Below are 12,814 nucleotides of genomic sequence, written 5' to 3'. Positions count from 1 at the left end.
ACTTTTGCTGAGGATCAAACTAAACCTCTGATATGAAACAAAACCGTGCCGGGTTAATTACTTTAGCATTTGTTACCATTGCGATTATATTAGCTGTTTTAAAAGATTTTAACCTGGTTTCCATTCCTGATGTATTCCTGGTGGTAACCAGATGGGCGCTGGCTGTTGTGCTGTTTATTTATGCGGTGTTAAGAAAGAACCTGACCACATGGATCTTAGTATGTATGGTGCTGGGTGTATTTCTGGGTATTGATTATCCGAATGTTGCAGTGGCGATGCAGCCATTGAGCAAAGGCTTTATTAAGCTGGTTAAAACCATTGTTGGCCCCATACTTTTTGCTACATTGGTTTATGGTATTGCAGGTCATTCAGATCTTAAGCAGGTAGGCCGGATGGCCTGGAAATCCATGCTGTATTTCTATTGCGCAACCACCGTTGCCCTGTTCATTGGTTTGGCCGCAATTAATATCTCACAGGCCGGAGCGGGTGTTAACATCCAGAACATGCCGCATACCGAACTGCCCAAGCCCGTAAAAGACCTTGCTGATGAGAGTATTCTCCAAACCTTACCTGATCACATTCACTGGTTATACAAAACGCTTGCTTTCTTTAGGAACATATTTCCGGAAAATATAGCCAAATCCATTTACGATGCACAAATTCTTCAGATCGTGATCTTTTCGATCATCTTTGGTGTCGGTTTGGCTATGGTTGATGAGAAGAAGAGAAAACCCATGGTCGATTTCTGCGAAAGCTTGTCGGAAACGATGTTTAAGTTTACCAATGTGATCATGTACTTTGCGCCAATTGGTGTTGGTGCTGCTATGGCCTATACGGTAGGACATATGGGGGTAGAGATCCTCAAAAACCTTTTTATGCTTGTGGCCACCTTATATGTTGCGCTATTTGCATTTATTTTACTGGTGATGCTTCCAATCGCATTGTATATCAAACTACCGATCCTTAAATTTATCAATGCGATCAAGGAACCCGTGTCTATCGCCTTTGCAACTACAAGTTCTGACGCTGCCCTGCCAAAGGCCATGAGTGCAATGGAGAAATTTGGTGTGCCCAGAAAGATCGTTTCATTTGTAATCCCTACGGGTTATAGCTTTAACCTGGATGGAACTACATTATACCTGTCATTGGCTTCTATATTTGTAGCCCAGGCTGCGGGTATGCACTTGTCTTTTGGTGAGCAGCTGCTGATCGTATTTACCCTGATGATCACCAGTAAAGGAGTAGCTGCAATTCCAAGGGCTTCCCTGATCATTCTGATCGCTACTGCAGATCAATTTGGGTTACCTACGTTTATCATTGCAGCTATTTTGGGCATTGATGAGCTGATGGACATGGGCAGAACGTCATTAAACGTGATCGGGAATTGTCTGGCCACCGTTGTTATTGCAAAATGGGAGGGAGAATTTAATCCGGACTACATAGAAACAGAAGAAGTTTAATTTAAATTATGAGTACTAAAGCAAAGAAAATATTTTTATTGTTAACCATTGTTGTGCCTTTTTTAGCATACTGCGTGATCTATTACATGCCTATGCTGCGTAATGCACCTTTTAAATCTGCTGAATTTGTATCTATTGTATATAAATGGGGGCCGGGAAATAACCTGGAGAACACGTATAATTCGGCTACAGGCGACTATCAGTATATTGATGGAAAGGATTCATTGATCAGAACAAATGTTAAGCTGAGATCTAACGATATTATTTACCTTCATGGTAAGGCCAATGAGATTGGCTTCTGGAACTTCCCGGACCTGATTGCAAATACGGGTACCGACCTTAAAACTTCGAAGGTGCTGAGGTATGTGATCCAGTTTAACTATAAACGCAAATCTAAAACAGTAACCTACGTGACGGATTACAATGAAATTCCGAAATTAAGGGACCTTGCCAAACAGATGAAAGATCTTATTGATCAGAGCATTAATGATGCGGAAGAAAGATATAGTAATAAAAAGTAATTGTGTTGTGAATTTAGAAAAATAAGTTCTATATTTGCACCTCGATAAAAAAATAAACAATTTAAAATAATAATTATTTAACAATGTACGCAATAGTAAATATAGCAGGACAGCAATTCAAAGTTGCAAAAGACCAGCACCTTTTTGTACACCGTTTACAAGGAGATGAAGGCGCTAGTATTGAATTTGACAATGTATTGTTGGTTGAAGATGGTGGTAACATCTCTGTAGGTGCTCCTTTATTAAAAGGCGCTACGGTTTCAGCTAAAATCGTGTCTCATTTAAAAGGTGATAAAGTTATCGTTTTCAAAAAGAAACGTAGAAAAGGTTACAAAAAGAAAAACGGTCACCGCCAGTATTTCACTAAAATCCAGATCTCTGGTATCAGTTTATAATTAGTTGTTAAACAAAACTTACTTTTCAATAGGTAGTTTATAAAATATAAAACATGGCACATAAAAAAGGAGCCGGTAGTTCGAGAAACGGACGCGAGTCGCATAGCAAACGTTTAGGTATCAAAATTTTTGGTGGACAGGAAGCTATCGCAGGAAACATTTTAGTACGTCAGCGCGGTACAAAACATCATCCTGATAAAGGAGTAGGTATTGGTAAAGACCATACATTATTCGCTTTGGTTGATGGAACTGTAATCTTCAGAAAGAAACAAGATAACAAATCATATGTATCTATTTTACCTGCTGCGGTAGTTAAAGAAGTTCCTGCTGAAGTTGCACCTGCTGTTAAAGAAGCTAAAGCTGAGGCACCGGTTGCAGAAGTTGCTGCTGAAGAAAAAGCACCTAAAAAAGCACCTGCAAAGAAAGCTGCTAAAGTTGAAGAGACTGAAACTACAGAAACTGAAGCTGCACCTGCAGAATAATAAAATATTTCTATATAGAAAAGCCTGGTTCAATCTGAATCAGGCTTTTTTTATATCATAATTCTGAGATCTATCAGGATTGTACTTCATTGAATTTAGTCAGTTCAAGTTCCAGGATCCTTATTGTATCTTTAAAATTTTCAACAGAGTGCTCCAGTTCATTGATGAGCATCTTTACCAGGACAGGAGTTTGGGTCTTTGAAACATTTGAAACGAATGTATCTCCGTGTAAGATCCAGTCGTAGCTGGTGCCGTAGTGCTTTGCTATCAAATGCAGGGTGGTAAAAGATGGGTATTGATTTCCTATTTCTATTTGAGAGTAATTGCTTCTGGAAATGGAAAGTATATTTGCTACATATGCCTGAGATAATTTGTTTACCAATCTCAAATTCTTTATCCGTTCTCCAATTTCCCTTTTTGACAGTAATTCTTGCATATCTGATTTTTATTTTGTTGATTTGTATAGGGCATCTAGCTAATAATTAAATAGGTTTGCAATTAATGAACCATAAATATTTAAAATATGGATTAGGAGCCTGCTTTGCGGATGTTTCTTGTAAATAAGATAGGCAAAGTTTACAAAGTGATTTAAATAAATTACGCTTTAGATGAAATTTAAGCTCTGCATTGGCCTTAATCATATCTCAAATGCCTATTAAAGGTGTATGTGAGCAGTATGCCTGTTCTTTTTTTATAATTGACAGGAATGGGAGGTTATCATTTTTTAATATTGAGCCCCTAAATTTCCTGACAGAATTTATAGCAATCGAACCCTACATTGGGGGAAATATTGAGGAAATCGTTGCACAAAAATATAAACCACATCTACAGAGGCAAATAAAGAAGTGTTTTGCCGGTAACTGCTTCACCCTGGAGCGTAAGTTTGAAAATGTAGAGTCAAAAGAACTCCTGCTGCAGATCGTATTTACACCGATGCTTCAGAATAATGAGGAGTTTGTAATCTGTACCATTTTGAACAATAACATTGGCCTCGGTCAATTAAAGATCCTCAATGATTACTCTCACTTTACTTCACATGAGCTGAGGGCTCCAATCACCAATATTTTAAGCTTGTCTAATATCACTAATTATTCACAAATTGAATCTTATGACGGTGTGAAGATCAATGAGCTGCTCACTGACATTAACATGCAGGCAGAAAAACTCGATGACATCATCGCTACGCTGAACTCACTGATCAATAAGAATGAAACTGTTGAATCGTTTGAAAAGGAGTATCTGAAAAGAAGAAAGCGGCATATTGTTTTGGTTGACGATGATGTGATGACCAATAAGATCCATCAGGCACTTATTAAAAAGCATCATGCAGAAAAACAGGTGGTTTTGTTTGATAAGCCCGGAGCCGCATTGGAATATATCGACAAGCATCATCCCGACCTGATCTTACTGGATCTGCACATGCCTGAAATTGATGGATGGAGGTTCCTTGAAATGATGCAGGCCCATCATATGGAAATCGATGTGATCATCGTTTCTTCATCCATTGATCCCAAAGAAAGAACAAGAGCCAAGTCGTACGAGTTCGTTAAAGATTTTGTTTCAAAACCTTTAACCCACGACAAAGTAAAGCTGATGTTTGACTTTTAATACATTTAAGTAATTTATTTCTCTCTGTTCATCAGTTCAAGAGAAAGACTGATCAGCTGTGATTTCTGAGATTCAGGTACATCAATGCGGTTTAGGGCGTCAAAGGCTTTATCCAGGTAGGCTTTCATCTCAGCTGTTGCAATTTCCCTGATCTTATAGCTTTTGTACATTTTAGTGATATTCCCTATCTTGTCGCTCAGGTCTGCATTGTTGAATTGGCTGGTAAGTTCCGTAAGGTCATCTGCATTTGCAAGCTCCTGCAGCTTTAACAGAAGGAAAGTCTTCTTGTTGGCAATGATATCTCCCGCAATCTGTTTTCCAAATTTTTCAGGATCTCCAAATACATCCAGTATATCGTCCTGCAGCTGAAAGGCGATCCCGAGGTTTTCACCAAAGCTGTAGATCAGCCCGGCATGATCTGCAGTTGCACCGGCTACAATGGCGCCAAGCTTCATTGCACCACCTACGAGTACTGCGGTCTTTAAGCGGATCATGTCTATATATTCAGGAATACTGACATCATCCCTGCTTTCAAATTCCATGTCCAGTTGCTGCCCCTCGCAAACGCCTTGTGCGGTTGCGTTAAATGTATCAAGAGCTGGTTTTAGTACGCTTACATCCACTCTGGTGAGGTGCTTGTTGGCTTCTACCATCATCACATCGCCACTTAATATAGCCGTATTGACATTCCATTTCTCATGTACTGTTTTTTTACCCCGGCGCAAGGGTGCATTGTCCATGATGTCATCATGGATCAGGGTAAAATTGTGAAAGGTCTCTATGGCTAATGCAGCTGGTATTGCCGGCTCTATTTGTCCGTTAAACAAGTCTACAGACATCAAGAGCATGGTTGGGCGGATGCGTTTTCCGCCAAGGCTCATCATGTAACTTATGGGCTCGTATAACGTTGCAGGATAAGTTGGGTATTCAATTTCTACTATTGCTGTTTCTATTTGTTTTAATAATTCCGACGGAGAATGCATTTTTGATTTTATAGTGTTCTTAATCCTGTACTAAAGTGAAATCAATTTGTCTTTTAGACAGATCTACTTTTTTGACCTTTACCTTAACCTCATCACCCAACTGGTACTTTTTCTTTTTGCGCTGACCAACAATGCAGTAGTTCTTTTCATCCAGCACATAGAAATCATCTGCAATATCCCTCAGGCGGATCATTCCTTCACATTTGTTCTCAATAATTTCTACGTACATTCCCCATTCGGTTACTCCTGAAATTATTCCGAGGAAGGTATTTCCTATGTTTTCTTCAAGATATTCTGCCTGTTTGTATTTTATTGACGCACGTTCTGCATCTGCGGCACGTTTTTCCATGGCAGAAGAATGGGATGATGCGGTTTCATAAAAGTCTGCATCGGCAGATTTTTCATTATTTAAATACGAAGCGAGCAGCCGGTGTACCATTACGTCCGGATACCGGCGAATGGGAGAGGTAAAGTGAGTGTAATGATCAAAGGCTAAACCGTAATGACTTGTTTTCTTGGTGGTATATATCGCTTTTGCCATAGACCGGATGGCCAGCTGGGTCAATACGTTCTGCTCTTTCTTGCCTTCTACGTCTTCCATCAGGAAGTTTAAAGAATTGGCAATGTCCTTATCGGTTTTCATGTTGATCTTATAGCCAAACCGCGCTGCAAATAATGCGAAATTACCCAGGTTCTCCAGGTTAGGTGAATCATGTGAACGATAAACGAACGTATATTTACCCTTTCCTTTACCTTTTTTAGCTACAAATTCTGCTACCTTCTTGTTGGCAAGCAGCATAAAATCTTCAATAAGCTTATGGGCATCTTTACGTTCTTTTACATAAACGCCCAACGGCTTGCCGGTTTCATCCAGTTTAAATTTAACTTCTGTACTTTCAAAGCTGATCGCACCATTTTTAAACTTCTGCTCACGCAGGATATAGGCCAGTTCATTCAGCTTGGTAAGCTCTTCAGCGTAGTCGCCTGCTTTATTTTCAATAACCTCCTGAGCCTCTTCGTAGCTAAATCTTCTGTTGGAGTGGATGGCTGTGCGGCCAAACCATTCTGAAATGATATGGGCACGGTCATCGAGTTCAAATACGGCTGCAAAGCATAGTTTATCTTCATTCGGGCGCAATGAACACACCCCATTGCTTAACCGTTCTGGCAGCATGGGTATCACGCGGTCTACCAGGTATACAGAGGTTGCCCTTAAAAAGGCTTCTTTATCGAGGTTGCTTCCCGGTTTTACATAATAGGATACATCGGCAATGTGTACCCCAATCTCATAATTTCCGTTAGCAAGCTTTTTGAATGAAATGGCATCGTCAAAATCTTTGGCATCAGCGGGGTCAATTGTAAATGTCGTGGTATCCCTAAAATCTTTACGGTTCTTTAAGTCGGCTTCAGTAACCTGTTCAGGAATCGCATTGGCTTCTTTTTCTACATCCTTTGGAAACTCCAGCGGGAAGCCGAATTGTGCAAGTATGGCATTCATCTCCGTATTATTCTCTCCTTGTTCGCCGAGAATAGTGGTGATCCTTCCAATGGGGTTTTTAGCACCTTCTGGCCAGTCTGTAATGCTTACCTGCACTTTTTGCCCATTTTTAGCGCCATTAAGGTCGCTTAGCGGAACAAAAATGTCATGAAGCATTTTACGGTCGTCTACATTAACAAATGCAAAGCGATCTGATATTTTAATAACCCCGATAAAGTCGGTTTTTAAACGCTGTATGATCTCTACAACCTCTCCTTCGTTTTTACGGCCGCTTTTCTTTGCGTAGATATAAACTTTAACCTTATCGCCATTCAGCGCGTTATGCAGCTTACGTGCAGAAACAAATATGTCTTTCTCGAATTCATCATCCGGGATCACGAAGGCAGCACCATCTGCGGTCATATCGACCTTGCCGATCACGAATACCTTTAAATCCTTTAAACGATATTTTCCTTTTTCAGGTTCTGTAAAAATGCCTTTTTTTGCTTGATCCTTTAAAACTTCATTTATAGTTTCGCGTGCAGCAGTATCTGTAATATTTAATTTAGCGGAGACCTGTTTGTAATTTAAGGCCTCATTATTGCTTTTCTCTAGAACATCGCTAATCAATTGTATTAAAACAAGTTCGAGGTGAGAAGATTTCTTTTTTGCCATTGTGTAAAATATGAATCATCCGAAGGTAACAATTTGAAGTGAAACATTGTTGTATTATGTACCTTTGCGCATGCACCGCAGCGCGTTTAATAATATTTTTGGCTGAAATGATTGAAGATAGAGAAAGAAAAATTGGCAATGAAATTATCACCATCCTGATCAAGGCTGTTTTATGCGGGGTACTGGTTTATTTTCACAGTAAACAAATCAGGCCTGATTTGTATCTGCAATATCCAAATCTTGAAAACTATGCACGTGGTCTCCTTACTTTTTTAGGCCCCAGCTTAGCTGTTTCTATCTTAAGACTGATCGTCATCTACTGGTACATTAGAAAACATAAATTTAAGAACAACATTAAGGATAACTTTATCCTGGGCATCAACAGGATTGTTTCTATTTTAAATACACTGTTCTTTTTATTTGCGCTGATTGTATTTTTCGGTTCGGATCCGAAAGAGTTCATTACCAGCATCTCCATTGTTGCTGCGGCAATTGCATTGACCTTTAAAGATTATGTTACCAATATGATTAATGGACTGATCATTATGTTTTCTGACCGCTTATCTCTTGGTGATCACATTAAGATCGGCGACAATGAAGGGAAAATATTGGACATCACGTTAATCAATATGATCCTGCAGAATGAAGACAGTGATATGGTGATTGTTCCTAATTCGATTGCTTTTAGCTCTGTCATCATCAACCAGTCCAAGCAAAACACCAAAAAGTTAAGTATTGAATTTGATATGTCTTTGGATAATGGATATACACCTGAATATCTTGAAAACCACCTTAATAAGGTGATCGAAGGCTATACTGCAAATATTATCCCTGGTGGTTTGACCGTGAAGACGATTGCAATTAACAAGGACGTAGCGGTTTTTAAGGCGATGGTATTGTTAAAACATTACGATAAGCTAAAAGAAAGGGAGATTACACGCTCCATTAACACCGCGCTGCTGAGGCTTTCTGCGTCATTGAAAAAAGAAGAGCAGGCTGAGCTTGAAAAAGTAATGAAGGGCAATTAACCCAATGCAGATGTTCCCGGAATGGCGGCAATTAATTTTTTAGTGTATGCTGCCTTAGGATGATCATAGATCTCTTCAGGAAAACCTTCTTCTTCAATTTTACCCTTATTCATCACGATCATCCGGTCTGAGATGTGTTTAACTACCGCAAGGTCATGTGAAATAAATATATAGGTTAAGCCGAATTCCTGCTGCAATTGTCTGAGCAGGTTTAATACCTGTGCCTGTACGGAAACATCCAGGGCCGAAACAGATTCATCACAAATGATGAATTTTGGTTTCAGGGCAAGTGCCCTTGCTATGACGATACGCTGGCGCTGTCCTCCTGAAAACTCATGCGGATACCTGTTAAAATATGCTGCTTTCAGATCAACGCGTTCCAGCAGATCCATTACGTGGGCCTTTCTTTGCTGATCATTTTGAAAGATCTGGTGTACCTGCAATGGCTCCATTAATGCATTACCAACCGTTAACCTGGGGTTTAAAGAGGAGTAAGGGTCTTGAAAAATGATCTGAACATCCCTTCTCATTTTTCTCAACTCAGTCCTGTTTAAACTGGTGATGTCACGGTTTTCAAAGATGATCTTACCGGATGTAGGTTCTACCAGTCTCAATATGCTTCTTCCGAGTGTAGTTTTGCCGCATCCGGATTCGCCTACCAGACCCAGGGTTTCACCGGGAAAAACGTTAAAACTAATGTGATCTACCGCTTTGACATGGTCTGTTGTTTTACCGAAAATCCCTTTTTTAATTGGATACCAGGTGCACAGGTCATTTATTTGTAACAGCGGTTCGTTGCTATAAAGATTTTTTCTTCTTTCTTCTATTTCAAGTTGGGTATAGCTATTTTTTTCTAATAGGTGGGCTACTGCTACATTTGGGTCTTCGTTTAAAAAATCGGCAACCACTGGTAGTTTTTTAAGCAGGCGCTGCGGACTGGGCCTGCAGGCAAGCAGACCTTTGGTATAAGGGTGCTTTGGGTTTTCAAATAATTCTCTTGCATTTCCCTGCTCTACAATGGTCCCATTATACATCACGGCCACCTCATCGGCAATCTCGCTGATTACGGCAAGATCATGAGAAATGAAGATCATGGCCATGTCTCGTTCTTCCTTAATTCTGAGCAGCAATTGAAGTATGGTTTTCTGAACCGTAACATCAAGCGCGGTTGTCGGCTCATCAGCTATTAAAAGTTCGGGGTTACAGCTCAGTGCCATCGCAATCATAACGCGCTGCTTTTGTCCGCCGGAAAGCTGATGCGGGTAACTGCTGTAAATGTGCTCAGGTCTGGGCAGTTGTACTTCTTCAAAAAGAGATATGGTTTGTTCTGCAGCGGTCTTCTTATCCACTTTTTGATGCAGCATGATCGCTTCCTTTACCTGTTCTCCGCAAGTAAATACAGGATTTAATGAGGTCATTGGTTCCTGGAAGATCATGGCAATTTTATTGCCTCTGTATTTCCTGATCTCTTCTGCAGATAACTCCAGTAAGTTAACCTGGCTAAATACGATCTGTCCGCCAATTTTGGTGCTTTGGGGATCATGAAGCCTCATGATTGAAAATGAGGTGACCGATTTTCCGGAGCCTGATTCACCAACTATACCCAGAACCTTTCCTTTTCCAATGCTAAAGTTAACGTTACTGACCGCCTGATGCCAGGACTTATTTTCTTTATTCAGAAATTGGATGTCGAGATTTTTAACGTGAAGCATCGGTTACTTAGATAGGGTCTTGATAAGTAAAATTTTGGTATCAAGGTAAGTATTTTATCTTTCAATTCATCTGTTTGTACTATTTTTGCACTATGGAAAGAGAAATTCTTGATACCAAGCGAAAAGCCTTAAAGATTAACTTAAACCCTAAAATTTACGGAACATTTGCTGAGATCGGTGCCGGACAAGAGGTTGCCCGTAACTTCTTTACCGCGGGTGCTGCATCTGGTACGGTAGCAAAGACCATGTCGGCTTATGATATGACATTCAGCGACGCCATTTATGGCGTAGAAACGTCTGGAAGATATGTGAGTCAATCCAGGTTACTAAAGATGCTTGGTCATGAATTCGGACTTTTAAATGAACGGTTAAATGGTGAAAAATATGACGACCGTACTTTTTTTGCGTTCGCGGATACGGTAACAACCTTAAACTACAATAAATCAAATGATCCCCATGGCTGGATTGGACTGCGTTTTCAGGTAGAACCAGACGGAGAAGCGAATGAGATCTTCTTTCATGTAAGGTTGCTGGATACGGATGCTGCACTGCAGCAAAATGTACTGGGTATTATTGGTGTAAATTTAGTTTATGCTGCTTTCTACTATCATAAAGATCCGAAGACGATGATCGAATCCCTGGCAGACAACCTCACGGTAGGTTCTGTTGAAATTGATCTGATCTCTGTAAACGGACCTGCATTCCAGAATATCAATAATATTCTTTTAAATCTTTATCTGATCGTTAAGGATTTTTCTGATGCGGCCATATTTGATGCGAACGGCAAGCCGCAGCTTCCCAAGGACCTGCTGTATAAGAAAGACATCATGATCTTACGCACAAAATATGCGCAGAAATCAAACCCAAACTTTAGCATGCTCAATAAGGCGGTAGATCAGTTTGTACGCACGGAAAACGTGAAAGAAGAAAATCTAAGCGTGCTGATCGAGGTATTGATGTCAAACGTAATTACCAATGACGATGAGATTGATGAAGATATTGACCTTGAGTCTGTTGCCCAGCGCGCTGAAGACATGTGTAAAACAGGAAATAAGGTGATTGTATCTAATTTTTCCAGGCACAATAAGCTGGCTAAATATTTAGACCGGTGCCGTCCTAAAAGCGTAGGGCTGTCTACCAATATCAATAACTTAAAGTTCGTATTTAATTCAAGCAATTTTGGAGAGAACTATTCCAGTCAGCTGCTGAGTTATGTAAGTGATATGTTCAGCAAAAATGTGAAGCTTTTTGCCTATCCGTTTTTAGACAAGAAAACAAATGCAGTGATCACTACGGCAAATATGCCGGTTACTCCGGATGCCAAACCATTATTTGATTTTTTGATCATCAACGGGTATATTACTGACATTAAAGAATACAGCGAGGATGATGTAAAGACTGTATAGCAATACAGTCTTTTTATTTATAAGCGTCTTTGATCACTATGGCCATCAGACGGTCGGGATGCTCGATTGCTTTAAAGCCAAACTGTGCATACAGTTCATGCGCATCCTGTGTGGCAAGCATATATCTTCGCAAACCCTGCAGGTCTTTGTGGAACAGCATAACTGACATGAGTTTTTTGGATAAACCCTGTCCCCGGTATACTTCTTCTACATACACATCTGCGAGATACGCAAATGTGGCCTTATCCGTAATCCATCTTGCAAAGCCTACCTGTATCTTATCTTTATAGATCCCGAAACACAAAGAATTCTCAATGGAAGTTTTAACTGCTTCCAAAGGAATATTTTGTGCCCAATAGGATTGTGTACTTAAATAATGGTGGACTGCAATTGGATCGATCTTCTTAACATCGTCTGAAAAGATAAAGCCGCTGTCTGCAATTTCCATTAGTTGCGCATATTGATAAACTGAAGGGGCTGTCCAAAGTCTTCCTTCCTGCACAGTGCAATCACACCCTGAAGGTCATCAATACTCTTGCTTTGTACCCGCACCTGGTCGTCCATCATAGAAGCCTGCACTTTTAATCCGCTTGCTTTTATCTTCGCGACAATTTTCTTTGCCGTTTCTTTATCAATACCTTCTTTGACGGTGATCTCCTTACGGATCATATTGCCGGATGCATATTGTTCCTTACCAAAATCCAGGCTTTTGGCATCCAGGTTTTGTTTGACCATCCTTGAAATTATGGAATCTTCTATGGCTTTTAAGCGCATATCATCTTCTGTAACGATGGTGATCATGTTCGTTTTTTTATCGTGATCTATCGTACTCTTTGAAGTGCTGAAATCATAACGGTTTAGAATTTCTTTTTTTGCATTATTCATCGCATTATCAAATGTTTGCGAATCAACTTTGCTTACGATATCGAAAGTGGGCATGATTATAGCTTTATAGTAAAAAATATATTAGATTAGGGTAAAAATTGATTACCGGTACAAAAAAACAAAAATTATGTGAACGAATGTGACTTTTCATGTAAAAAAATGGAATTTCATAAATTGTCAAC

Annotated in this window: 13 protein-coding genes; 7 read left to right on the top strand and 6 right to left on the bottom strand. The window is 39.8% G+C overall.

Annotation, left to right across the window (positions count from 1 at the left end; genetic code table 11):
- The first annotated feature begins 32 nt into the window (after positions 1 to 32).
- The 4 genes from ATK78_RS21775 to rpmA all read left to right on the top strand — a co-directional run bounded on the left by ATK78_RS21775 (position 33) and on the right by rpmA (position 2,858).
- The gene (locus ATK78_RS21775) at positions 33 to 1,460 is read left to right on the top strand and encodes a dicarboxylate/amino acid:cation symporter (RefSeq protein WP_133578257.1); all 1,428 of its coding nucleotides are present in this window, start codon (positions 33 to 35) and stop codon (positions 1,458 to 1,460) included.
- Positions 1,461 to 1,468: 8 nt separating this feature from the next.
- The gene (locus ATK78_RS21770) at positions 1,469 to 1,981 is read left to right on the top strand and encodes a hypothetical protein (protein ID WP_133578256.1); all 513 of its coding nucleotides are present in this window, start codon (positions 1,469 to 1,471) and stop codon (positions 1,979 to 1,981) included.
- An 83-nt stretch (positions 1,982 to 2,064) separates the two neighbouring features.
- Positions 2,065 to 2,376 carry a 50S ribosomal protein L21 gene (rplU, locus tag ATK78_RS21765; protein WP_133578255.1) on the top strand — a complete coding sequence of 104 codons (312 nt, stop codon included), beginning with the start codon at positions 2,065 to 2,067 and terminating at the stop codon, positions 2,374 to 2,376.
- A gap of 53 nt (positions 2,377 to 2,429) precedes the next feature.
- A complete protein-coding gene (gene rpmA / locus ATK78_RS21760; RefSeq protein WP_133578254.1) occupies positions 2,430 to 2,858 on the top strand; it encodes a 50S ribosomal protein L27 in 429 nt (142 codons plus the stop codon).
- A gap of 73 nt (positions 2,859 to 2,931) precedes the next feature.
- Here rpmA and ATK78_RS21755 read toward each other — a convergent pair whose 3' ends face one another.
- A complete protein-coding gene (locus tag ATK78_RS21755; RefSeq protein ID WP_133578253.1) occupies positions 2,932 to 3,294 on the bottom strand; it encodes a helix-turn-helix domain-containing protein in 363 nt (120 codons plus the stop codon).
- Between the two features lie 212 nt (positions 3,295 to 3,506).
- On the opposite strand from ATK78_RS21755, the gene ATK78_RS21750 reads away from it, so the two are divergent.
- Entirely contained in the window at positions 3,507 to 4,466 is a 960-nt protein-coding gene (locus ATK78_RS21750; RefSeq protein ID WP_133578252.1) for a response regulator, read from the top strand.
- A 14-nt stretch (positions 4,467 to 4,480) separates the two neighbouring features.
- Here ATK78_RS21750 and ATK78_RS21745 read toward each other — a convergent pair whose 3' ends face one another.
- Together ATK78_RS21745 and rnr are read right to left on the bottom strand one after the other, a co-directional pair.
- Positions 4,481 to 5,449, bottom strand: coding sequence for a polyprenyl synthetase family protein (locus ATK78_RS21745; protein WP_133578251.1), 969 nt, complete (start codon positions 5,447 to 5,449; stop codon positions 4,481 to 4,483).
- A 19-nt stretch (positions 5,450 to 5,468) separates the two neighbouring features.
- Positions 5,469 to 7,601, bottom strand: coding sequence for a ribonuclease R (gene rnr / locus ATK78_RS21740; protein ID WP_133578250.1), 2,133 nt, complete (start codon positions 7,599 to 7,601; stop codon positions 5,469 to 5,471).
- 107 nt (positions 7,602 to 7,708) lie between these two features.
- Here rnr and ATK78_RS21735 point away from each other — a divergent pair, with 107 nt between their 5' ends.
- Positions 7,709 to 8,629 (top strand): mechanosensitive ion channel family protein, encoded by a 921-nt coding sequence (locus ATK78_RS21735; protein WP_133578249.1) that lies wholly within the window; start codon positions 7,709 to 7,711, stop codon positions 8,627 to 8,629.
- Here ATK78_RS21735 and ATK78_RS21730 read toward each other — a convergent pair.
- Positions 8,626 to 10,341, bottom strand: coding sequence for an ABC transporter ATP-binding protein (locus ATK78_RS21730; protein WP_133578248.1), 1,716 nt, complete (start codon positions 10,339 to 10,341; stop codon positions 8,626 to 8,628). The genes ATK78_RS21735 and ATK78_RS21730 overlap by 4 nt on opposite strands.
- Positions 10,342 to 10,433: 92 nt before the next feature.
- Here ATK78_RS21730 and ATK78_RS21725 point away from each other — a divergent pair, with 92 nt between their 5' ends.
- Positions 10,434 to 11,747 (top strand): nicotinamide mononucleotide adenylyltransferase, encoded by a 1,314-nt coding sequence (locus ATK78_RS21725; protein ID WP_133578247.1) that lies wholly within the window; start codon positions 10,434 to 10,436, stop codon positions 11,745 to 11,747.
- A gap of 13 nt (positions 11,748 to 11,760) precedes the next feature.
- Here ATK78_RS21725 and ATK78_RS21720 read toward each other — a convergent pair whose 3' ends face one another.
- Positions 11,761 to 12,195 (bottom strand): GNAT family N-acetyltransferase, encoded by a 435-nt coding sequence (locus ATK78_RS21720; protein ID WP_133578246.1) that lies wholly within the window; start codon positions 12,193 to 12,195, stop codon positions 11,761 to 11,763.
- Positions 12,195 to 12,686: a YajQ family cyclic di-GMP-binding protein gene (locus tag ATK78_RS21715; RefSeq protein ID WP_133578245.1), complete on the bottom strand. Its 492-nt coding sequence runs from the start codon at positions 12,684 to 12,686 to the stop codon at positions 12,195 to 12,197. Before ATK78_RS21715 ends, ATK78_RS21720 begins: the two co-directional genes overlap by 1 nt.
- Positions 12,687 to 12,814: the final 128 nt, after the last annotated feature.

The sequence above is a fragment of the Pedobacter metabolipauper genome (assembly GCF_004362715.1).
Taxonomy (GTDB): Bacteria; Bacteroidota; Bacteroidia; order Sphingobacteriales; family Sphingobacteriaceae; genus Pedobacter; species Pedobacter metabolipauper.
This window is presented reverse-complemented; position numbering and strand designations above follow the sequence as displayed.

Bases quoted from the DNA above. Each gene is read 5' to 3' on its own strand.
- ATK78_RS21755 (WP_133578253.1), bottom strand. From the start codon at position 3,294: ATGCAAGAATTACTGTCAAAAAGGGAAATTGGAGAACGGATAAAGAAT.
- rnr (WP_133578250.1), bottom strand. From the start codon at position 7,601: ATGGCAAAAAAGAAATCTTCTCACCTCGAACTTGTTTTAATACAATTG.
- ATK78_RS21770 (WP_133578256.1), top strand. From the start codon at position 1,469: ATGAGTACTAAAGCAAAGAAAATATTTTTATTGTTAACCATTGTTGTG.
- ATK78_RS21720 (WP_133578246.1), bottom strand. From the start codon at position 12,195: ATGGAAATTGCAGACAGCGGCTTTATCTTTTCAGACGATGTTAAGAAG.
- rplU (WP_133578255.1), top strand. From the start codon at position 2,065: ATGTACGCAATAGTAAATATAGCAGGACAGCAATTCAAAGTTGCAAAA.
- ATK78_RS21745 (WP_133578251.1), bottom strand. From the start codon at position 5,449: ATGCATTCTCCGTCGGAATTATTAAAACAAATAGAAACAGCAATAGTA.
- ATK78_RS21715 (WP_133578245.1), bottom strand. From the start codon at position 12,686: ATGCCCACTTTCGATATCGTAAGCAAAGTTGATTCGCAAACATTTGAT.
- rpmA (WP_133578254.1), top strand. From the start codon at position 2,430: ATGGCACATAAAAAAGGAGCCGGTAGTTCGAGAAACGGACGCGAGTCG.
- ATK78_RS21730 (WP_133578248.1), bottom strand. From the start codon at position 10,341: ATGCTTCACGTTAAAAATCTCGACATCCAATTTCTGAATAAAGAAAAT.
- ATK78_RS21750 (WP_133578252.1), top strand. From the start codon at position 3,507: ATGCCTATTAAAGGTGTATGTGAGCAGTATGCCTGTTCTTTTTTTATA.
- ATK78_RS21725 (WP_133578247.1), top strand. From the start codon at position 10,434: ATGGAAAGAGAAATTCTTGATACCAAGCGAAAAGCCTTAAAGATTAAC.
- ATK78_RS21735 (WP_133578249.1), top strand. From the start codon at position 7,709: ATGATTGAAGATAGAGAAAGAAAAATTGGCAATGAAATTATCACCATC.
- ATK78_RS21775 (WP_133578257.1), top strand. From the start codon at position 33: ATGAAACAAAACCGTGCCGGGTTAATTACTTTAGCATTTGTTACCATT.